Source organism: Aeromonas sp. 600282 (assembly GCF_049175755.1).
GTDB lineage: Bacteria > Pseudomonadota > Gammaproteobacteria > Enterobacterales > Aeromonadaceae > Aeromonas > Aeromonas veronii_A.
Map to the genome: position 1 here is coordinate 137,582 of NZ_JAAKVR010000012.1, position 18,486 is coordinate 156,067.

22 protein-coding genes are annotated in these 18,486 nt (G+C 59.3%); 12 read left to right on the forward strand and 10 right to left on the reverse strand.

The window, feature by feature from the left end; all coding sequences use genetic code 11:
- The 4 genes from G5137_RS13065 to murA are packed head-to-tail and all read left to right on the forward strand — an operon-like array spanning position 1 to position 2,435.
- Positions 1–633: an ABC transporter substrate-binding protein gene (locus G5137_RS13065; RefSeq protein ID WP_421206654.1), complete on the forward strand. Its 633-nt coding sequence runs from the start codon at positions 1–3 to the stop codon at positions 631–633.
- On the forward strand, positions 630–902 hold the full coding sequence (locus tag G5137_RS13070; protein WP_421206652.1) for an STAS domain-containing protein: 273 nt from the start codon (positions 630–632) through the stop codon (positions 900–902). The genes G5137_RS13065 and G5137_RS13070 overlap by 4 nt, the downstream gene beginning before the upstream one ends.
- Positions 902–1,159 carry a BolA family iron metabolism protein IbaG gene (gene ibaG / locus G5137_RS13075; RefSeq protein WP_005306001.1) on the forward strand — a complete coding sequence of 86 codons (258 nt, stop codon included), beginning with the start codon at positions 902–904 and terminating at the stop codon, positions 1,157–1,159. Before G5137_RS13070 ends, ibaG begins: the two co-directional genes overlap by 1 nt.
- A 19-nt stretch (positions 1,160–1,178) precedes the next feature.
- Complete coding sequence (gene murA / locus G5137_RS13080) at positions 1,179–2,435, forward strand: UDP-N-acetylglucosamine 1-carboxyvinyltransferase (protein WP_421255507.1); 1,257 nt, start codon at positions 1,179–1,181, stop codon at positions 2,433–2,435.
- A gap of 578 nt (positions 2,436–3,013) precedes the next feature.
- Here the strand turns inward: murA and G5137_RS13085 are convergent.
- Positions 3,014–4,267 carry a phospholipase D-like domain-containing protein gene (locus G5137_RS13085; protein ID WP_421231511.1) on the reverse strand — a complete coding sequence of 418 codons (1,254 nt, stop codon included), beginning with the start codon at positions 4,265–4,267 and terminating at the stop codon, positions 3,014–3,016.
- A gap of 73 nt (positions 4,268–4,340) precedes the next feature.
- Between G5137_RS13085 and G5137_RS13090 the strand changes: the two genes are divergently transcribed.
- A complete protein-coding gene (locus G5137_RS13090) occupies positions 4,341–4,517 on the forward strand; it encodes a hypothetical protein (protein ID WP_005339947.1) in 177 nt (58 codons plus the stop codon).
- Here the strand turns inward: G5137_RS13090 and G5137_RS13095 are convergent.
- The 3 genes from G5137_RS13095 to tatA form a co-directional block, all read right to left on the reverse strand.
- On the reverse strand, positions 4,495–5,916 hold the full coding sequence (locus tag G5137_RS13095) for a transglycosylase SLT domain-containing protein (RefSeq protein ID WP_227341810.1): 1,422 nt from the start codon (positions 5,914–5,916) through the stop codon (positions 4,495–4,497). The two genes, G5137_RS13090 and G5137_RS13095, sit on opposite strands and share 23 nt — an antisense overlap.
- 228 nt (positions 5,917–6,144) lie before the next feature.
- The gene (locus tag G5137_RS13100) at positions 6,145–6,447 is read right to left on the reverse strand and encodes a YfcZ/YiiS family protein (RefSeq protein WP_101531245.1); all 303 of its coding nucleotides are present in this window, start codon (positions 6,445–6,447) and stop codon (positions 6,145–6,147) included.
- Positions 6,448–6,463: 16 nt separating this feature from the next.
- Positions 6,464–6,625: a twin-arginine translocase TatA/TatE family subunit gene (gene tatA, locus G5137_RS13105; RefSeq protein WP_005339944.1), complete on the reverse strand. Its 162-nt coding sequence runs from the start codon at positions 6,623–6,625 to the stop codon at positions 6,464–6,466.
- A 276-nt stretch (positions 6,626–6,901) separates the two neighbouring features.
- Here tatA and G5137_RS13110 point away from each other — a divergent pair, with 276 nt between their 5' ends.
- Positions 6,902–7,870 carry a LysR family transcriptional regulator gene (locus G5137_RS13110; RefSeq protein ID WP_005348538.1) on the forward strand — a complete coding sequence of 323 codons (969 nt, stop codon included), beginning with the start codon at positions 6,902–6,904 and terminating at the stop codon, positions 7,868–7,870.
- 77 nt (positions 7,871–7,947) lie between these two features.
- On the opposite strand, the gene G5137_RS13115 is transcribed toward G5137_RS13110, so the two are convergent.
- Complete coding sequence (locus G5137_RS13115) at positions 7,948–8,547, reverse strand: YhgN family NAAT transporter (RefSeq protein ID WP_040069536.1); 600 nt, start codon at positions 8,545–8,547, stop codon at positions 7,948–7,950.
- 99 nt (positions 8,548–8,646) lie between these two features.
- A complete protein-coding gene (locus tag G5137_RS13120) occupies positions 8,647–8,892 on the reverse strand; it encodes a YecH family metal-binding protein (RefSeq protein ID WP_005357633.1) in 246 nt (81 codons plus the stop codon).
- Between the two features lie 209 nt (positions 8,893–9,101).
- On the opposite strand from G5137_RS13120, the gene G5137_RS13125 reads away from it, so the two are divergent.
- Positions 9,102–10,385 carry a dicarboxylate/amino acid:cation symporter gene (locus tag G5137_RS13125; protein WP_219295564.1) on the forward strand — a complete coding sequence of 428 codons (1,284 nt, stop codon included), beginning with the start codon at positions 9,102–9,104 and terminating at the stop codon, positions 10,383–10,385.
- Positions 10,386–10,396: 11 nt separating this feature from the next.
- On the opposite strand, the gene G5137_RS13130 is transcribed toward G5137_RS13125, so the two are convergent.
- Positions 10,397–10,711: a DUF2007 domain-containing protein gene (locus tag G5137_RS13130; RefSeq protein ID WP_005339933.1), complete on the reverse strand. Its 315-nt coding sequence runs from the start codon at positions 10,709–10,711 to the stop codon at positions 10,397–10,399.
- Positions 10,712–10,720: 9 nt separating this feature from the next.
- On the reverse strand, positions 10,721–11,623 hold the full coding sequence (locus tag G5137_RS13135; RefSeq protein ID WP_005357631.1) for a LysR family transcriptional regulator: 903 nt from the start codon (positions 11,621–11,623) through the stop codon (positions 10,721–10,723).
- A 96-nt stretch (positions 11,624–11,719) separates the two neighbouring features.
- Between G5137_RS13135 and G5137_RS13140 the strand changes: the two genes are divergently transcribed.
- Together G5137_RS13140 and G5137_RS13145 are read left to right on the forward strand one after the other, a co-directional pair.
- The gene (locus G5137_RS13140) at positions 11,720–12,772 is read left to right on the forward strand and encodes an HlyD family secretion protein (RefSeq protein ID WP_219295563.1); all 1,053 of its coding nucleotides are present in this window, start codon (positions 11,720–11,722) and stop codon (positions 12,770–12,772) included.
- Positions 12,772–14,325 (forward strand): DHA2 family efflux MFS transporter permease subunit, encoded by a 1,554-nt coding sequence (locus tag G5137_RS13145; RefSeq protein ID WP_421255508.1) that lies wholly within the window; start codon positions 12,772–12,774, stop codon positions 14,323–14,325. Before G5137_RS13140 ends, G5137_RS13145 begins: the two co-directional genes overlap by 1 nt.
- Before the next feature lie 77 nt (positions 14,326–14,402).
- Here the strand turns inward: G5137_RS13145 and G5137_RS13150 are convergent, their stop codons facing one another.
- On the reverse strand, positions 14,403–15,029 hold the full coding sequence (locus G5137_RS13150; RefSeq protein ID WP_421223133.1) for a lysoplasmalogenase: 627 nt from the start codon (positions 15,027–15,029) through the stop codon (positions 14,403–14,405).
- Between the two features lie 175 nt (positions 15,030–15,204).
- On the opposite strand from G5137_RS13150, the gene G5137_RS13155 reads away from it, so the two are divergent.
- The gene (locus tag G5137_RS13155) at positions 15,205–15,360 is read left to right on the forward strand and encodes a hypothetical protein (RefSeq protein ID WP_231720668.1); all 156 of its coding nucleotides are present in this window, start codon (positions 15,205–15,207) and stop codon (positions 15,358–15,360) included.
- 351 nt (positions 15,361–15,711) lie between these two features.
- Here G5137_RS13155 and G5137_RS13160 read toward each other — a convergent pair whose 3' ends face one another.
- Positions 15,712–16,830 carry a fatty acid desaturase gene (locus G5137_RS13160; protein WP_216959726.1) on the reverse strand — a complete coding sequence of 373 codons (1,119 nt, stop codon included), beginning with the start codon at positions 16,828–16,830 and terminating at the stop codon, positions 15,712–15,714.
- A gap of 147 nt (positions 16,831–16,977) precedes the next feature.
- On the opposite strand from G5137_RS13160, the gene fabR reads away from it, so the two are divergent.
- On the forward strand, positions 16,978–17,598 hold the full coding sequence (fabR, locus tag G5137_RS13165; RefSeq protein WP_005339921.1) for an HTH-type transcriptional repressor FabR: 621 nt from the start codon (positions 16,978–16,980) through the stop codon (positions 17,596–17,598).
- Between the two features lie 19 nt (positions 17,599–17,617).
- Complete coding sequence (locus tag G5137_RS13170; protein WP_213389829.1) at positions 17,618–17,983, forward strand: YijD family membrane protein; 366 nt, start codon at positions 17,618–17,620, stop codon at positions 17,981–17,983.
- The last annotated feature ends 503 nt before the right edge of the window (positions 17,984–18,486 follow it).

Sequence of the window (18,486 nt, forward strand, 5' to 3'; positions counted from 1 at the left end):
ATGTTCAAGAAAATCGCCCTGCTGCTGGGTCTGATGACCAGCATGCTCTTTTCCCTGTCTGCCCAGGCCGCAGTCGATGCCACCGACCCCAACGCGCTGGTGGATCAGGCGGCCAAGCAGACCTTTGCCCGCCTGAAGGCCGATCAGGCCCAGGTGAAAAGCAATCCGGATCACCTGCGGGTGATCATCCGCGAAGAGCTGCTGCCCTATGTGGACAACCGCTTCGCCGCCTACAAGGTGCTTGGCAACCAGATTAAAGAGACCACCGAAGCGCAGCGCAATGCCTTCGTCGAGGTGTTCACCGAGTACATGGTGAGCTCCTACGCCGATGCGCTGGCCCATTTTGACAAGCAGACCGTCAAGGTCGAGCCGGGCAAGGCTCCCAGCGGCAATATCACCGCCGTCAACGTCAGCGTGAAAGAGGCCGGCAAGCCGGACATCTTCCTCGAGTTCAAGCTGCGCAAGAACAACAAGACCGGCGAGTGGAAAGCCTTCGACATGGTGGCAGAGGGGATCAGCCTGCTCTCCGCCAAACAGAGCGAGCTGGGCGGTTTGATCCGCCAGAACGGCATCGATGCGGTGATCGCCCAGTTGCGCGCCCACAATGCCAAGCCGTTGGTGCTCAAGTCATGAGACTGAGCGGCGAGCTGCAGGCGGCTCAGGTGATTGAGCTGTGGCAACGGCGGGCTGACTGGTGGCAGGAAGACCAGATCGAGCTCGGCGACGTGACCACGCTGGATTCCGCCGGGCTGGCCCTGCTGGTCAAATGGGCCAAAGCCGTATTAGCGCGAGGCGCCACACCGCAATTGGTGGGCGCCTCCAGTGATTTCTATACCCTGGCCAACCTCTACGGGGTGGCCGGGCTGTTTCAGTCAACCCCGCTCACAACTGAGGACGCATAATGCAAGTCTCTGAAATTGAAGCGATACTCCTTGAGGCTCTGCCATTGTCCGAAGTCCATGTCAAAGGGGACGGTAGTCACTACCAAGTGATCGCCGTCGGTGACATGTTTGACGGCATGAGCCGGGTCAAGAAGCAGCAGGCCATCTATGCCCCGCTGATGGACAAGATCGCCAGCAACGCCATTCACGCCCTCTCCATCAAGGCGTTCACCGACGCCGAGTGGAAACGCGAACGTAAATTCCTATTGCCCTCCTGATTTGGTAACGAAGTAAAAAATGGACAAATTCAAAATCGATGGTCGTTGTACTCTCAACGGCGAAGTGACCATCTCCGGCGCCAAAAACGCCGCGCTGCCGATCCTGTTCGCAACCCTGCTCTGTGATGAAGAGGTACACCTCTCCAACGTGCCGCGCCTGAAAGATGTGGGCACCACCATCAAGCTGCTGGAGATGCTGGGCGCCACCACCAAAGTCAACGGCAACGTCACCGTGCTGACCGGTGCGGTCAACAACCACGTCGCCCCCTACGAGCTGGTGAAGACCATGCGCGCCTCCATTCTGGCGCTGGGCCCGCTGGCTGCCCGTTTCGGCGCCGCTGATGTCTCCCTGCCCGGCGGTTGCGCCATCGGTGCCCGTCCGGTCAACCTGCACGTCCACGGCCTGCAGCTGATGGGTGCCAAGATCACCATCGAAGATGGTTACATCAAGGCCCGTGTCGATGGCCGCCTGAAAGGCGCTCACATCCTGATGGATATGGTCTCCGTGACCGGTACCGAAAACCTGATGATGGCTGCGACCCTGGCTGATGGCCGCACCGTGATCGAAAACGCCGCGCGCGAGCCGGAAGTGGTCGATCTGGCCAACTTCCTCAATACCCTGGGTGCCAAGATCCAGGGGGCGGGTACCGACACCCTGACCATCGATGGTGTCGAGCGCCTGCACGGCGGCAACTACAGCGTGCAGCCTGACCGCATCGAAACCGGAACCTTCCTGGTGGGCGCGGCGGTCACCGGCGGCAAGATCACCTGCCGCAAGACCGACCCGACCCTGCTGGAAGCGGTACTGGTCAAGCTGGAAGAGGCTGGTGCACTGATTGAGAAGGGTGAAGACTGGATCACCCTCGACATGACTGGCCGCACCCTCAAGCCGGTCACCATCAAGACTGCCCCCTACCCGGCCTTCCCGACCGACATGCAGGCACAGTTCACCGTGCTGAACGCCGTTGCCAAAGGCACCGGCATGGTCACCGAGACCATCTTCGAGAACCGCTTCATGCACGTTCCCGAACTGGTACGGATGGGTGCAGACATCGAACTGCAGGGCAATGTGGCGATCTGCCGTGACACCGAGCAGCTCAAGGGTGCCCAGGTGATGGCGACCGATCTGCGCGCCTCCGCCAGTCTGGTGCTGGCCGGCTTCGTGGCCGAAGGCTCCACCATCGTCGACCGTATCTATCACATCGACCGTGGCTACGAAGACATCGAGCAGAAGCTGCAGGGTCTGGGCGGCCGCATCGAGCGCATCAAGGGCTGATAGCCCACTGATCGCAGGCCGATAAAAAGGCCCCCTCGCTAATGCAAGGGGGCCTTTTTACATTCATCTGGGCTGCCGAGATTCAATGCGGTCGAGAGTGGTCCATATCGTGTCAGGCTATTTACCAGCCCCCTGGCGGCCAACGTTCATTGGCTCGAGACTCGCCAAAGAACCAAAAAAGTGGGGTGACATGTCCATGTCACCCCCTCGCAAATAGCATGTTCCATATTGGAGTCCGGCCACGCCAGGTCTCTGTTTCACTTTCCGATAGTTCGCGACCCATCTTAAGTGCGCGCCAATTGCAGCAATGCAACCGGCCAGCTACCCGTTACAACCTTCGTCCACACGGCAGACAAGCCGCCGTGTTTGTCCTTGCAACTGAAATATTACGCATAAAAACAAAATAAAAAACGTTTTTATGCTAATTCCATTCACATCAGAGTACAAAAAACAGCCTTATCATCACCACTAAATTGTTATAAAACAGAAAGATAGATTCATGCATGGTTATTCACCCGCAAAGGGCATCAGCAATGGCTTACAAGGCTTTGCGAGATCTCGCACAAAAAATGGCTGCCTTACAGCCAACGGCGCAGGGGCAACCAGTCACTCAGGCGAGCTATCAGTCGCCTTGGCCACCCCTCGGGTTTGCGCGGCAATCCACCGGCCTGCTCCTGCCAGCGAGCCAGCCACGTTCGCAGCGCCTCGCAGATCGGCAGGCAGTGCAGATGCAGCATCAGTTCGGTATTGAGAAACAGCGAGCGGGGATCGAGATTAAGGCTGCCAAACAGCGCCCGCTCCTTCCCCAGCAGGATCAGCTTGGCGTGCAGGCTGCCGTGACCATGATCAAACTCGGCGACCCGGATCCCGCGGCGCAGCAACCAGCCGAGATAGCGCTGATAGGCGCCATAGACCAGCGGCACATCGGTGCTGGCCAGCGAGTTGGTGAGAATGTCGATGGCGACCCCCTGCTGGCGTAGCCGCGCCAGACGGTGCCGAAACCCGCGAGTAAGGATGAGGTAAGGGGTCACCAACCCCAGCGAGCCGGGATTGTCAGCCAGCTGGCGCCAGAGCTGACGGGCGGTGGTGGGACGGGAGATGAGCCCCTTGCCGGGACGGTCGAACCACACCTCTGCCCGCCCCTCGTGCCACTGCAGCGGTACATCGCTCTCGTCAAACAGCGCCGCGGGCAGATCATAGACCGTCGCCACCGCCGGATCCGTCATGGTGAACAGGAAGTCGTTGACCACCTCTATTTCGGCGGGCAGCAGCTCGCGGCGCAGCAGATGGCGGATGGGGTGACTCCAGCGGCTGTGCCAGAACTGCTCGAACCCCTGCGCCATCTGCTGGCACAGCCCCCCCTGACAGGCGAGATCGAGATCCACGAAGGGGGCTTGCGGATCCAGACCGAAGTAGCGATCGCCTATGTTGCGCCCGCCGATCAGCGCCAGCTTGCCATCCACCAGCAGCAGCTTGTTGTGCATCCGGTGGTTGATGCGGCGAAAGCTGAGCAGCCCCTCCAGCAGCAGTGCCAGCGGGCGCCAGCCCCGCAGCCAGAAGGGGTTGAACAGCCGCACTTCGATCCCGGGGTAGTGAGCCACCATCTCCAGAAAGCGGTTGTCACCGGCATAGAGATCATCCACCAGCAGCTGTACCTTGACGCCACGCCGGGCGGCGTGAAGCAGCTCGCTCAGCAGCAGCTTGCCGCTGCTGTCCTCCTCCCAGCTGTAGTACTGCGCCTGGATCCGCTCGCGGGCATGGCGGATCCAGTGACAACGCACCTTGAGCGCCAGCTGGGGATCGTCGATCAGGGCAAAGGATCCGGGGATCATGGTGTCATCCTGCTGTCATGGCCGGGTGTCATAACGCTGGCGAGCCTCTTCACATATTCAAAAGGAGTTGCTGATGGAACTGCATGATACCCCGATGTTGCGCTATCTGGGCCAGCTCAGCCAGCCAGATCTCATCCCGGCCACCGGCCCTGCTCACTGGTTTTTGCAACACAGGGACGGTGGCTGGCAATTGCCGACCGTGCAGGCGACCCTGCCGGTCAACCGGCTCAGGGCTGAGCCGCTTCGATAGCGGCAGCCTTGCCCTCGATCTGGGGCAGGCTGAAACGATAGGCCACGTAGTACTTGTAGATGGTGCCGACATAGTTGATCGGCCCCTGTCCGACTTCGTTGGCCACCAGCTGATCCACGTTACCGAACCAGACGTTGGGATCGAGTCCCAGTTTCTCCGCCTTGCCTCGCAGCGCCTGCACCCGGTTCGGCCCAGCGTTGTAGGCGGCGAGGGCAAACAGGTGGCGGTTGAGCCGATCCAGCTTGGGATCATTGAAGTAGGTATCGAGGATCAACCGCATGTAGCGGCAGGCGGCCTCCACATTTCCCTCCAGCGTGGTGAGTCTGGCGCCGTTGATGCCGACTTCCCGCCCCGTACTGGGCAGCAACTGCATGAGGCCCACGGCCCCCTTGGGCGAGCGCGCCTTGGGATTGAGGCCGGACTCCTTGTAGCCAAGCGCCGCCAGCATCAGCCAGTCGAGATCGTATTGATTGGCGTACTTCTCCAGCACCTTGCGAATGGTCGCGAGGCGCCCCATAGGATCCGGCGCCAGGATATTGCTCATCTGATCGCTGCGAACCAGCAAGCGGCGCAGGGTCATGTCGCTGTAGAGGCTGTTGCGGCTGACGCTCGCCAGATAGCCATTGACCGCTTTCAGCAGCTCGGGGCTGTTCTTGCGCAGCGCCCAGCCACTGGTGCCGTTGCTGCGCAGGGGGATCAACTTGTGAGCCTTGAGACCGGAGATCATGCCACTCAGCCAGATCCGCCCCTTGTAGCTGTCGGTCACCGTCAGGGGAATAATGCCGGCGGCCACCATCTCCAGCAGATCGCCATCCTGTAGATATTCGGGCACCGTCTCGATATAGACGGGGGGCAGCCCCAACTCGCGAAACAACCAGTTGAGCTGGCGCAAGCTCTCGTAGTAGCTGGAGCTGGCCCGCACCCAGACCCGCCTGCCGGAGAGCTGGGTAATGCGGCTGAAGGCGGGCAGGCTGTTCTGGCTAACCACCCACTCCTCGATGGAAGAGATGAGCGGCCGGGAGAAGGCCACCTGTTCACGCCGGGTCGGGGTCACCGTCATGGTCGCCGCCACCAGATCCCCACGCCCCTCGGTCAGATAGTCCAGCAGCTTGTCCTGCCGCACCGGGATGTAGACCACCTTGAGTTTGACCTTCTCTTTAGCGAGATAGGTGTTGTTCAGCCAGCGCTCGAATCCTTGCAGCTGATTGACCAGAATGCCGTACTGGGTGCCGCGATCGAGAAAATAGAAACCGCGCTCATAGACCACCAGAGCCCTGAGTTCGCGCTTTTGCAGAATGCTTTCGAGGTCCCCGGGTTGGGGCAAACGCACCGGCTTGAGCTCAGCCGCCAGCAGGGAAAAACAGCAGAGGGCCAGCAGAGCCCAAATCCAGCGTCGCATCACGATGGCTGCCCCTGTGCTGAGGTCACGCCTGCTGCCTGTTGGCAGCACGGATCACGATAGAGGGTGGGATTGGGGGCAGAGATCCATCGCTGCGTCATGATATTTACGCCTTCTGTTGGCCGACTCGCGCCGGGCAAAACGTCTGTGGGATAGAGTAACTATAGAACGCCGACCCACAGCAGAAGGGTCAACACGGCAGGCAAACCTGCCGCGTTATCAGACAACTCAGATAGAGCGGGCCCGCATTTCGAAAATCAGTTTTTCGGCGGTGCAGGTGAATTGCAGGCGGGCTTTCAGGATCACGCCGTTGGCGCCCTGGGTCAGTTCGCTGCTCACTTGAGCTTCGGCGGTGACCTGTTTGGCAAGTGCTTCATAGGCAGCCAGCTTGGCGCGGGCATCCGCCTCGGCCGCGGCTTCAATAACCAGCTCCATCACATCGTCGCCTTCGCCGATGATGGTGCCGATCTCGGCAAAACAGCCGCAGCTGTCACAGGTTTCGTTCAGTTCAACTTTCTCGTCTACAGACATTTTCTACTCCTACTGCTTATTTCGGATGATTTGCGTCGTCACGCATCGCCTTGCGAAAATCTTTGATGGCGGTCCCCAGATCCTCACCTGCACTGGCAAGACGCTTGCTGCCGAAGACCAGCACAACGACCAGCAAGAGGATCAGCATATGCCAGATATGAATTCCACCGAGTCCCATAGGGATACTCCCTCACAAAGAGATATCTGTTACTTGTATCAAAATAGAGCGCAGGGATTGTTGGGCAAAATCAAGGCAGGTGCAAGTGAGCAAATAAATCATAGCCAAAAAATAGGGCGACCCTGAGGTCGCCATATTGATTGTGCTACATGCCCCCTCAACCGCTACATCCTGTACCAGTGGTTCATGCGAACCTGAGACCATTCGAGGATAAGATCGCCAAGATATGAAAACAAATGGTATAAATTCATCTTAGAATTGAAGAGGATTCATATCATGCTGCTGGAACAACTGGGTCGCATCGACCTAAATTTGCTGATTATCCTGCAGGTATTGCTGGAAGAGCGCAACGGCAGCAAGGCGGCACGCCGCCTTCATCTGAGCCAGTCCGCGGTCAGTAAAGCCCTCGGCCGTCTGCGCGATACCTTCAATGATCCCCTCTTCATCCGATCTGCCTACGGGCTGGAACCCACCGGCCGTGCCCTTGCACTGCAGCAGCAGTTGCAACCCATCCTGCTGTCGCTGGATAACCTGATCCAGCCGCCCGAGTTCGACCCCGCCAGCTCGGAGCGAGAGTTCGTCATCGCCAGCATGGACAGCGCCTTTACCCTGTTTGCCCCGCTCTACCTGAGCGAGCTGAAGCGGCAGGCACCAAGGATCCGCTTGCGTTACGAGGAGTGGACCGAGAACAGTCTGACCGAGATGAGTCAGGGACAGGTGGACATCGCCTTCGCGGTGCGGGAGAACTGCATCAGCTCCGATTATCGGCTCGATACCCTGCCCGACAGCATCTGTCAGCGAGTGCTGGCGGTCGATGACCTCACCTGTCTGGTGCAGCAGCACCACCCCGCGCTGCGAGAGCCCAACTGGAATCTGGAGCACTACCTCAGTTATCCCCATGTGCAGACTTACTGCGAGGGACGGGACCGCTGGATGCTGGATCACAAGCTGGCAGAGCAGGATCTCTACCGGCGTATCGAGGCAACCGTGCCCTCCTTCGAGGCGGCGCTGCGGATGGGGATGCACTCCGACATGATAGTGACCCTCTCCAGGCTCTACGCTCGCCACGCTACCCAGGTCTATCCGCTGTTGCAGCTGCCGCTGCCCATCGGGTTGGACAGCATCTCCCATCTGCTCATCTGGCATCAGCGTCACAGCGAGGATCCGGGCCACCGCTGGCTGCGGGAATTGCTGCTCTCCCTCATCATGAGCAAACTGGAACCCGCAGCGACCACTCACGAGTGACGACACGCCCTCTCGGCAGGAAGAAAAGAACGGGGCTCTGCGTAGCCCCGTTTCATTCACTTCAAGATGTAAACCGCTCAGCCTTGGCCGGTCACTGCCAGATAGTGATGTACCCCGTCCAGCAGCATCTGGACCGAGATCATCACCAACAGCATACCCATCAACCGCTCCACCGCAGTGAGTCCCCGCTCACCCAGCAGCTTGTTGAATACCTCGTAGAACATCAGGATCACCGCGCTGGCAGCCCAGGCCATAAAGAGCGCCAGCGACCAGTCCACCATCCGGCTGGGCTCCTGATTGGCCAGCAGCATCAAGGAGGCGAGGATCGAGGGACCGGCGATCATCGGGATCGCCATCGGCACCAGGAAGGGCTCCTCGCCCGCCGCCAGCCCGGTCACGCCCCCCTCACTCGGGAAGATCATCTTGATGGCGATCAGGAACAGGATGATGCCCCCCGCAATGCTGACCGCCTCCTGCCGCAGGTTGAGGAAACCGAGGATCTGCTGACCGACGAACAGGAACAGCATCATGATGGCCAGCGAGAAGAGCAGCTCGCGCACCATCACCTTGCGGCGCCGCTTGGGATCGATATGACGCAGGATAGAGAGGAAGACCGGCAGGTTGCCCAGCGGGTCCATGATCAGAAACAGCATGACTGCGGCAGAGAAAGTATCCATACAACGCCCGGGCTACGCCCTGAATAGGGAAAAGAGAGGGGGCGAAATATAGCAAAGGGCGAAGAATTGAGCGAGCGCCATGATGCGCTCGCAGCGGGATTAACCGTGGTTGCAGATCTTGTCGGCGCGGGTCTGGAAACCCTCAGCCGAGTCGATGAATTTGCCGCGAGCGGCCAGAAAGTCGATCAGCGCTTCCGCATCCATCTCGCTGGCGCTGCAGGTATGAAAACGGGCCTCGGCACCGAACCGCTCGGCCATCGCCTGTTTCAGGCTGGCACGGGTAAATTGCCCCCCTTGTGCCAGCATCATCTCCATCACTTCGTGACCATGAACCGATTGCGACATCTCTCACCTCAATAATGAACATATTTAATGCCAATTAAATATCTCCCCGCCCGGAGGGATCTTGATATAGGCCAATAAATTGCGCATTACCTGGTCAGGGGAGTGGTCACCGCCACCGCTTTGTCGATAATGTGGCAACCCGCGTCAGGGATCGCTACACTGGCGCCCCTTTTTGGCCATCGCAGACAATGTATAAGGATATTGGCGTCATGCTGTTCCATGGAGAGGCTCTCAAGCCCTGGCAGATCTGGACCCGCCGACCACTTTGGCTCAAGACCCTGATCGGCATGCTGACGGGGGTGGTTCTGGGCGTCGGCTTTGAAGAGCAAGCCCTGCTGCTCAAGCCCCTTGGCGTCTTGTTCGTCAACACCATCCAGATGCTGATGGTGCCTCTCATTTTCTGTTCGGTCATCGCCGGCCTCACCTCGCTGCTCAAGGGCAAGGCCCTCGACCGCATCGGCAGCAAGGCGATTTGTCTCTACTTCTTCTCGACCGCCATCGCCATCTGCATCGGCCTGATGATGGGCTGGCTGCTGGAGCCCGGCATGGGTGCCGACATGGGGCCCCATCAGCGACTCGGTGTGGCAACCCAACCCACCCTGGCCAGCGTGCTGAGCCATCTGGTGCCGAGCAACCCGGTACAGGCGATGGTGGATGGCAAGATCCTGCAAGTGATCGTCTTTGCAGTGGCGTTGGCGGTCGCCCTCAACGCCAGCGGTCGCCGTGGCCGCCCCGCCATCCTCTTCTTCACCTCGTTGGCCGAGGGGATGTTCAAGCTGACCCAGATGGTGATGGCGCTCGCCCCTTACGGTGTCTGCGCCCTGATGGCCTGGATGACCGGCAAATACGGCCTCGACCTGCTGCTGCCGCTGCTCAAGGTGATCGGCGCCGTCTACCTCGGCTGTCTGCTGCACGTGCTCGGGGTCTACAGCGGCCTGCTGCTCCTGCTGGCACGGCTCAATCCTTTGCACTACTTCAAGAGCATCGTTGATGCCCAGGCGGTTGCGTTTACCAGCAGCTCGAGCAGCAGTACCCTGCCCATCAGTCTGGCCTGTGCCGAGAAGCGGCTGGGAGTCTCCCCCGCCATCACTGCCAAGGTGCTGCCCATCGGCGCCACCATCAACATGGATGGCACCGCCCTCTATCAGGGAGTGACTGCGCTGTTCGTGGCTCAGGCATTCGGTGTGGATCTGCACATGGTCGATTACCTGACCATCATCAGCATCGCTACCCTGGCCAGTATCGGTACCGCTGGCACCCCGGGCACCGGGTTGATGCTGCTGACCCTGACCCTGACGGCGGTGGGCTTGCCGCTGGAAGGGGTGGCACTGATTGCAGGCATTGACCGGATCCTCGACATGGCGCGCACCACGGTCAACGTATCGGGGGATATTCTGGTGTCGGTGCTGATCGCCCGCAGCGAAAACGAGCTGGATCTGGCGACCTATCACGATGCTAGCGCAGGAGAAGATATCGAGTTCCCGCCGCGCTAGCGGAAGAAAGATCAGCTGTCGTGGGGATCGTGATGACAGCGCCAGCAAACGTCGAAGTTGGCGCCGTTCTCCTCCCCGCACTGGCCGCACAGCCAGCCGTTACCCTGACGCTGCTGGTAACGCTCGATGACCCGTCCTGCCTTGCTGCGATCCTCGGCCCGCACCATCAGGGTCACCTGCAACATGTCGACCGGCAGTTCGCCAAGGGCGCCCGACAGCCCCTCGCCATTGAGGCGCACCAGCACCCCTTCTGCCTCCAGCGCCCCTTTCAACGCGTGCGCTTCCAGGGTGTGTGAGGCGCGATAGAGATTGATCCAGTTATCCATAGCTCCCCCTTACAACAACTTGTCGATGCCAAACTCGGCGCCGTTATCAATCATGAAATCGATGAATGCCCGCAACTTGCGCGGCATCAGTTGCCGCTCTGGAAACAGCAGATATATGGGCACCCTGGGTTGCTGCCACTCTGGCAGCAGGATCACCAGCTCGCCGCTGGCCAGCTCATCCTGACAGAGCATAGCGGGTAACGAGGCCAACCCCAGCCCCGCCTTCGCAGCCTCCCGGGCACAGGTAATATTATTGACCCGAAAACGGGATGGGGGGTCAACCAGCACCTCTCTACCATCCAGCTCGAAGCACCAGTGAGAGGCGAGAAACCCGCTGCTCACCGTCACCCGCTCGTGGTTGGCCAGATCCTCCGGCCGCTCGATGACCGGGCTGCGGGCCAGATAGTCCGGGCTGGCACAGAGCAACCTTCCGGTGCTCCAGAGTCGGCGCGCAGCCAGATTGGAGTCGCTCATGTCGCCAATCCGCACCACCGCATCCAGCCCTTCGCTGATAGGGTCCACCACTCGATTGGTCAGCTCCAGCTCCACCTGCAAGGCGGGATAGGCCTGCAAAAACTTGGCGACCAAGCGCCCAACCACCAGTTGCCCCGTCTCGATAGGCACCGCCAGTTTGAGCGTGCCGGTTACCTCCTGCTGGCTGGCGCTCAGCATGAGCTCGGCTTCGGTCAGGGCATCGACCGCCTTGCTACAGTGCAGGTAGTACTTCTCCCCTTCCTCGGTCAAAGTGAGCTGACGAGTGGAGCGATAGAGCAGACGCACTCCGAGCCGCTGTTCCAGTTCGGCGATGCGGCGGCTGACCATCGCCTTGGTCATCCCCAGCTCGCGGGCGGCCCCCGTAAACGAGCCCTTGTCGACGATACGCACCAGAATTAACGCGGCATTGAGATCCATTGTTGCACCAGTGAAACTGTATATCTCGTGAACCAATACTAATCGAAACAGTTGACCAGTGTTAGCCTGCGCCCCTTAAGTTCAGGAATCACAAAAATGAGTCAACACAAAAAAATTCCCCTGCTGGCAGCCATGATATTGGCGCTGCTCGGTCTGCTGTTCGCCGGTTACTGGTATCTTCACGGCCGCTATTTTGAAAGCACCGACAACGCCTATCTGCAAAGTGAAGTGACCGGGATCAGCTCCAAGCTGCCCGGCTATATCCGCGAAGTGCTGGTCACCGACAACCAGCCGGTCAAAGCGGGCCAACTAATAGCCCGTCTCGATGATCGCGAATACAAAACCAGGGTCGCGGAGGCCGAAGCCGACCTGCGCCTCAATCAGGCGACGGCCGAAAATCTGGCCGCCACCCGCACCCAACAACTGAGCCTGATCCAGCAGGCCGAGGCCAAGCTCGCCTCCGCCAACGCCGAACAGCTGCGCGCCAGCCAGCAGGTCAACCGGATCAGTCAGCTCAACCAGCGCCACTACAGCTCGCAAGACAGTCTGGACGAGGTGCGTGCCGGCCTGCAGGTCAATCAGGCGCAAGCCCGGGAGGCCCAAGCCGCCCTGCAGGCGGCACGTGAACGACTGCTGGTACTGGATGCCGAGCGCAAACAGAATCTGGCCAAGCTGGCATTGAGCGAAGCACAACTGGAGCAGGCCAAGCTGGAGCTCGGCTACACCGAACTGCGGGCACCGGCCGACGGCATCATCGGCAAGCGCAGCCTGCGGGAAGGGCTCTACGTCCAGTCCGGTATGCAGGTCGCCAGCCTGGTGCCGCTACAGCAGGTGTGGGTCGAGGCCAACTTCAAGGAGACCCAGCTCGCCCATATGCAGCCGGGCCAGAAGGTCGAAGTGGTGCTCGATGCCTACCCGGATCAACCGGTCGAGGGGATCATCGACAGCCTGGCCCCGGCCACCGGTGCCAAGTTCGCCCTGCTGCCACCGGAGAATGCTACCGGCAACTTCACCAAAATCGTGCAGCGGGTACCGGTGAAGATCCGCATCCCCGAGCCAGGCCCGCTGGCAGGCAAGCTGCTGCCGGGTCTCTCCACCGAAGTGATCGTGGATACCCGCACTCCTGAGCCCGTGGTGGCTGCCAACTGATGGAACCCATTCCACGTCGCAACTGGATCGCGGTCATGGGGGGGCTTATCGGCGCCTTCATGGCCATCCTCGATATCCAGATCACCAATGCCTCCCTGAAGGATATTCAGGGGGCCCTGTCGGCCACCCTGAGCGAAAGCTCCTGGATCTCCACCTCCTATCTGGTGGCGGAGATGATCGCCATCCCCCTGAGCGGCTGGCTGAGCCGGGGGCTGAGCGTGCGCCGCTACCTACTCTGGACCACCAGTGCGTTTATCGCCGCCTCCGTGCTCTGCTCGTTCAGCTGGAACCTCACCAGCATGATCGTCTTCCGGGCGCTGCAGGGCTTCACCGGCGGGGCGCTGATCCCGATGGCCTTCTCCCTCATCGTCACCCTGTTGCCGCTACAAAAGCGGGCCACCGGCATGGCGCTGTTTGGCCTCTGTGCCACCTTCGCCCCCGCCATCGGTCCGACCCTCGGCGGCTGGCTCACCGAGCAGATGTCGTGGCACTACATCTTCTATCTCAACGTGCCGCCGGGACTGCTGGTGATGGCCATGCTGGCCCACGGGCTGGATAAAAAACCGGTGGACTGGGCCGTGATCAAGCGGGTAGACCTCATCGGGATTGTCACCATGGCACTTGGCCTCGGCCTGCTGGAGGTGGTACTGGAAGAGGGCAATCGGGAAGACTGGTTCGGCTCAAGTTTCATCGTGCGACTGGCGGTCATCTCGGCAGTGGCGCTGGTGTTCTTCGTCATCAGCCAGCTGATCCGCCGTCACCCGCTGGTCAATCTGCGGTTGCTGCACAACCCGCGCTTCGCGCTGGCCTGCTTCGCCTATCTGATCCTCGGCATGGCGTTGATGGGCTCCATCTATGTGCTGCCGCTCTACATGACCCAGATCCACAACTACAACGCGCTGGAGATCGGCGAAGTCCTGATGTGGATGGGGCTGCCGCAACTGCTGGTGCTACCGCTGGTGCCCAAACTGACCCACAAGATAGACCCGCGCTATCTGGTGAGCTTCGGCTTCCTTATCTTCGCCGTCAGCTGCTTTATGAACGTCAACATGAGTGCCGACTACGCCGGGCCGCAGCTGATCCAGTCGCTTATCGTGCGGGCGCTGGGGCAGCCCTTCATCATGGTGCCGCTCTCCCTGGTCGCCACCGCCAGCCTGAGCCACGACGAGATCCCCTCCTCCTCGACCCTGCTCAACGTACTGCGCAACCTCGGTGGCGCGTTCGGTATCGCCATCATCGCGACCCTGCTCGACAACGATACCCGCACCCATGTGCTGCAAATTGGCAGCACTCTGGCCGCCAGCAGTATCGAGGGGCAGAGCTATCTGCTGCAACTGGCCCAGAGCATGATGGCGCAGGGTTCAGGCCCCGAGATTGCTCAGCAGCAAGCCCACGCCATGCTGGCCAACACCATCAACCGGGAAGCAGCCATCATGGCCTACAACCAGGTGTTCTACATCATGGGGATCTTCTTGCTGATCGCCAGCGGCCTGATGCTGTTGCTCAAATCCCCCGCCCCACGGGCTGCGGATGCCGAACCGCTAGAGGCGTGAAAAACGCCGGGCATAAAACGAAAAACGGGCCAATGCCCGTTTTTCTTTATCTGTTACCTGTACTCCACCACGTGGTGTTATCCCGCCAGCGAGCCCGCAATCAGGAATTGTGCCGCAAAATAGCTGCTCATCACCCAAGCGCGGGCGTGGGGAAAGGGGCGGCGGAAGCGATCGAGCGCCAGCATGCTGTCGGAGAAGAGGAACATCAGTGCCCCCACCAACGCAGCGGCAGAACCGGCAGTGAGAGAGGCGTGCCAGGCACCGGCGGCCACCCAGGCCATGCCGATAATCACCAGCATGTAGCAAAAGACCGGGATCCGCATCTCCCCAAGCTTGCCCCACAACAGGCCAAATACCATGCCGGCAATCAGCAACAGTAGCAAGCCGTCCACCAGATTGAGCAGCAGCGGTCCTTGGGCAAAGCCGACGATATAGCAGAGATGCGCGACAAGAAATGCCGCCAACCCTTGAATGAAGCGATCGCTTGGCAGCATCAGCAGCACATCGCCCGCCAGCGAGAGGCAGAGGCCGAGCAGGATCCAGGCGTGGGAACCGTCGTGGTCATAACTCTGGTAGCCGAACGCCAACGCGATGATAAACAGCATGGTCAGCGGCTTGCTGATATAGAACTGGCGGCTGTCTGAACCGTAGGCCGCACGGATATGCCACCAACCTGAAGCGATGATCAAGAAACTCAATAACATGCCCTGCTCCTCACCTGTTGCTCGCAGTCATACGGCAACCGTTTTTATCATGATGCAGGGTAACAAATTCCCTCCCCCAGTGGCAGGGGTGCTTATCAAATGGACAGACTAAGCCTAAAGTCTAATTGCCGCCCCGAGTGGTTCAGGGCATAAGTGACGGGTCTGGAGGATCACCATGGAAGAAGCTATGAAGAACTATCTGCCCGCCATCGATATCATGATGTGCCATCTGGGGATCAGCTTTGAGCAGGCCTGCGAACAGCTGGGTCTCAGCCAGCAGGAGCAACAGGCACTGGATCAGTTGCAGCAACAGCAGAGCCGAGCCAACTAAGCCCTCCCGTTATTGGATATCATGATGTGCCATCTGGGGATCAGCTTTGAGCAGGCCTGTGAACAACTGGGTCTTAGCCAGCAGGAGCAACAGGCGCTGGATCAGTTGCAGCAACAGCAGAGCCAAGCCAACTAAGCCCTCCCGTTATTGGATATCATGATGCGCTATCTGGGGATCAGCTTTGAGCAGGCCTGTGAACAGCTGGGTCTCAGCCAGCAGGAGCAGCAGGCACTGGATCAGTTGCAGCAACAGCAGAGCCAAACCAACTAGCCCGTTCAAACATGCATACCAAAGAGAAGACCGCCAGCAGGCGGTCTTCTCTTTTAGTATGTGTGATACCCCAGCAAGGCATCATGCAATGCCTGCCAGCAGGCGACTCCAGTTGCGTTTACCAGCGATAAAGCCGTCACGCAGGGCCCGGTACTCCAGTTGCAGCTTGAGGCGGTCATAGCGCGCCAGCGCCTTGCGCTTGCGCAGCTCCAGCAGCCGCTTGCGACTAGCGTAATAGTGTTGCAACTGCTGGCTCAGCTTGTCGTACTCCTCCTGCAGCAGCGCCTGCCACAGTTCGCGATCTTCCTGCTTGCGCAACTTGGCTTGTGCCCGTTTCAGCTGCATCTGCAGCCGGGCTTGTTCGATACGCTCCTCCGGCGAAGATCTGAGATCTCCCGCCAGACCGCACCAGGAGGCGAGCCGGATCAACCACTTGGTCGGATCGAACTGCCACCAGTGAATGCCATTGCGGTAGTCATTCTCGAACAGGTGGTGAAAGTTGTGGTACCCCTCGCCAAAGGTGAAAAAAGCCAGGATGCCGTTATCGCGAGCGGTATTGCGGTCGGTATAGGGCTGACTGCCCCAGATGTGGGCCAGCGAATTGATGAAGAAGGTGGTGTGGTGAGTCATCACCATTCTCAGCACGCCTGCCAACAGCAACATGCCGAGCATATCCCCGTGCCATAGGCCGAGCAGCAGCGGCAGCCCCAGATTGGCCGCCAGCGCCAGCGTCAGATAGTGACGGTGCTGAAACGCGACCACCGGGTTGTTCTGCAGGTCACGCACATTATTGTAATCGCCATAGCGATCTCCCTGATGCTCCCGCAGCATCCAGCCGATGTGGGAATACCAGAAGCCGCGCCCCGCGCTGTAGGGGTCTTTATCGTTGTCATCCACATGACGATGGTGACGGCGGTGATCGGCCGACCAGTGCAGGGCCGAATTCTGCAGCGCCAACGCACCGCCGATGGCAAACAACCACTGCAAAGCGGGGTGCGCCTTGTAGGCCTTGTGCGACCAGAGCCGGTGATAGCCTGCGGTGATGGAGAGACCACTAAGGCAGAACAACAACAGGAAACTGGCCCACTGCCAGAGATCGTAACCGTGGCTCACGCCGTACCAGGGCACGACAATCAACGCCACTATCCCGGAGAGGGAGAACAGCAGGGTATTGGTGAAAATAATGGGGGGTCTGGCCATCTCATTGCATCCTTTCAGCGAACAGCTGTTAGCCATTTTCTATGGTGATTTCCTCACGGTCAATGGTAAAAAAATAGGATACAAACCTGATCCTGAGGCGCCTTCGGGTTATCATTTGTCCTCGTTAAGCTGAAGGTGACTGATTTCGTGGGTATTCGCGCTCAACAAAAAGAAAAAACCCGGCGTACATTGATCGATGCTGCATTCAGCCAACTGTGCGCCAATCGGAGTTTCTCCAATCTCAGCCTGCGGGAAGTCGCTCGCGAAGCGGGTATCGCGCCCACCTCTTTCTATCGCCACTTTCGCGATATGGAGGAACTGGGCCTGACCCTGGTTGACGAAGGAGGCCTTACCCTGCGCCAACTGATGCGCCAGGCACGCCAGCGCATTGCCGGTGGTGGCAGTGTCATCAGCACCTCGGTGCAGACCTTTATGGAGTTTGTCGAGAACAACCCCAACATCTTCCGGCTGCTGCTGCGGGAACGCTCCGGCACCTCGGCCGCCTTTCGTCAGGCGGTGGCTCGCGAAATCCAGCACTTTATCGCAGAGCTGACCGATTATCTGGAAGCCACCACCGAAGCACCACGGGAAGATGCCTACATCCAGGCAGAAGCCATGGTCACCATCGTCTTCAGTGCCGGTGCCGATGCACTCGACATGACCAGCGAAGAGTGCCGTGCACTCTCCGACCGAACAATTCGCCAACTGCGGATGATCGCCATGGGCGCCGAGGTACAAAACCAGAAGCGCCGTGAACCTCACCCATGACCACAGGATGGAGAACGATATGACTGAACAGCTTATGATCCCGAAAAAACCGCTCGCCATGGCCATGCTGATTGGTATCTGTGGCGATGCCTCTCTGGCCGTGCTGACCAACTCGGTCGTACCTTTCTCCTTCTTTCCGCTGATTGCCCTCTGGCTGGCGGCCTATCAGCTGTTCCAGCACTATCGCCATGAACCCATGGTGGGCAACACTCCCATCTGCACCCTGCTCTGCTTCTTTATCGGTGTCTTCGGTCACTCCGCGCTGCTCAAGGTGCAATACCCGGAGCTTGGCAGCAACTTCTTCTCCCTGATCATGATGCTGCTGTTACTGGCAGCCCTCTCCATCAAGCTCGGCCTGAGCATTGGCAACAAAGAGAAGCACTGATAAATAGACCGAGTGATGGTAATCAGTTGATAGATAAAGCAAAGAGGCCTTCCCGTCGGGAAGGCCTCTTTGCTTGAACGGTACCTGATTAATCTCGGTATTCCCAACCTAGCCAAGCTGCTGGGCTTCAAGATCGACGTGCAAATGGAAGAGGGGTGGTCAATATGGAACTTCCCTGCAACCAGCAGGCGGCAGAAGCCTGATTTGACCACCTTCAGAGTCATTCAGATAGCTGTAAATGAGACTGATAAGACTCTGATATAGCCCGAAAATGGTGGAAATAATCGGCTATCTGGCACTCTTACTTGGCAGGGAAAAGCCAGATATTGGTGGTTTAACACGCTAAAAATACAAAAGCCCGGTCGTGAAGCCGGGCTTTGCTGTTCGTTCTGGTGTGCAAACCTGTGGGTCTTATGGACAAAACCACCCATAGCAAAAAGGCCTTCCCATCAGGGAAGGCCTTCAAATTAGTGGCGGAGCGGACGGGACTCGAACCCGCGACC

Excerpts from the sequence above, each read along its gene's own strand:
- ibaG (WP_005306001.1), top strand. The coding sequence starts at position 902 with ATGCAAGTCTCTGAAATTGAAGCGATACTCCTTGAGGCTCTGCCATTG.
- G5137_RS13115 (WP_040069536.1), bottom strand. The coding sequence starts at position 8,547 with ATGGATACTTTCTCTGCCGCAGTCATGCTGTTTCTGATCATGGACCCG.
- G5137_RS13120 (WP_005357633.1), bottom strand. The coding sequence starts at position 8,892 with ATGTCGCAATCGGTTCATGGTCACGAAGTGATGGAGATGATGCTGGCA.
- G5137_RS13125 (WP_219295564.1), top strand. The coding sequence starts at position 9,102 with ATGCTGTTCCATGGAGAGGCTCTCAAGCCCTGGCAGATCTGGACCCGC.
- G5137_RS13070 (WP_421206652.1), top strand. The coding sequence starts at position 630 with ATGAGACTGAGCGGCGAGCTGCAGGCGGCTCAGGTGATTGAGCTGTGG.
- G5137_RS13155 (WP_231720668.1), top strand. The coding sequence starts at position 15,205 with ATGGAAGAAGCTATGAAGAACTATCTGCCCGCCATCGATATCATGATG.
- G5137_RS13110 (WP_005348538.1), top strand. The coding sequence starts at position 6,902 with ATGCTGCTGGAACAACTGGGTCGCATCGACCTAAATTTGCTGATTATC.
- G5137_RS13135 (WP_005357631.1), bottom strand. The coding sequence starts at position 11,623 with ATGGATCTCAATGCCGCGTTAATTCTGGTGCGTATCGTCGACAAGGGC.
- G5137_RS13140 (WP_219295563.1), top strand. The coding sequence starts at position 11,720 with ATGAGTCAACACAAAAAAATTCCCCTGCTGGCAGCCATGATATTGGCG.
- G5137_RS13145 (WP_421255508.1), top strand. The coding sequence starts at position 12,772 with ATGGAACCCATTCCACGTCGCAACTGGATCGCGGTCATGGGGGGGCTT.
- G5137_RS13160 (WP_216959726.1), bottom strand. The coding sequence starts at position 16,830 with ATGGCCAGACCCCCCATTATTTTCACCAATACCCTGCTGTTCTCCCTC.
- murA (WP_421255507.1), top strand. The coding sequence starts at position 1,179 with ATGGACAAATTCAAAATCGATGGTCGTTGTACTCTCAACGGCGAAGTG.
- G5137_RS13095 (WP_227341810.1), bottom strand. The coding sequence starts at position 5,916 with ATGCGACGCTGGATTTGGGCTCTGCTGGCCCTCTGCTGTTTTTCCCTG.
- G5137_RS13130 (WP_005339933.1), bottom strand. The coding sequence starts at position 10,711 with ATGGATAACTGGATCAATCTCTATCGCGCCTCACACACCCTGGAAGCG.
- G5137_RS13085 (WP_421231511.1), bottom strand. The coding sequence starts at position 4,267 with ATGATCCCCGGATCCTTTGCCCTGATCGACGATCCCCAGCTGGCGCTC.
- G5137_RS13150 (WP_421223133.1), bottom strand. The coding sequence starts at position 15,029 with ATGTTATTGAGTTTCTTGATCATCGCTTCAGGTTGGTGGCATATCCGT.
- G5137_RS13065 (WP_421206654.1), top strand. The coding sequence starts at position 1 with ATGTTCAAGAAAATCGCCCTGCTGCTGGGTCTGATGACCAGCATGCTC.
- G5137_RS13170 (WP_213389829.1), top strand. The coding sequence starts at position 17,618 with ATGACTGAACAGCTTATGATCCCGAAAAAACCGCTCGCCATGGCCATG.
- tatA (WP_005339944.1), bottom strand. The coding sequence starts at position 6,625 with ATGGGACTCGGTGGAATTCATATCTGGCATATGCTGATCCTCTTGCTG.
- G5137_RS13090 (WP_005339947.1), top strand. The coding sequence starts at position 4,341 with ATGGAACTGCATGATACCCCGATGTTGCGCTATCTGGGCCAGCTCAGC.
- G5137_RS13100 (WP_101531245.1), bottom strand. The coding sequence starts at position 6,447 with ATGTCTGTAGACGAGAAAGTTGAACTGAACGAAACCTGTGACAGCTGC.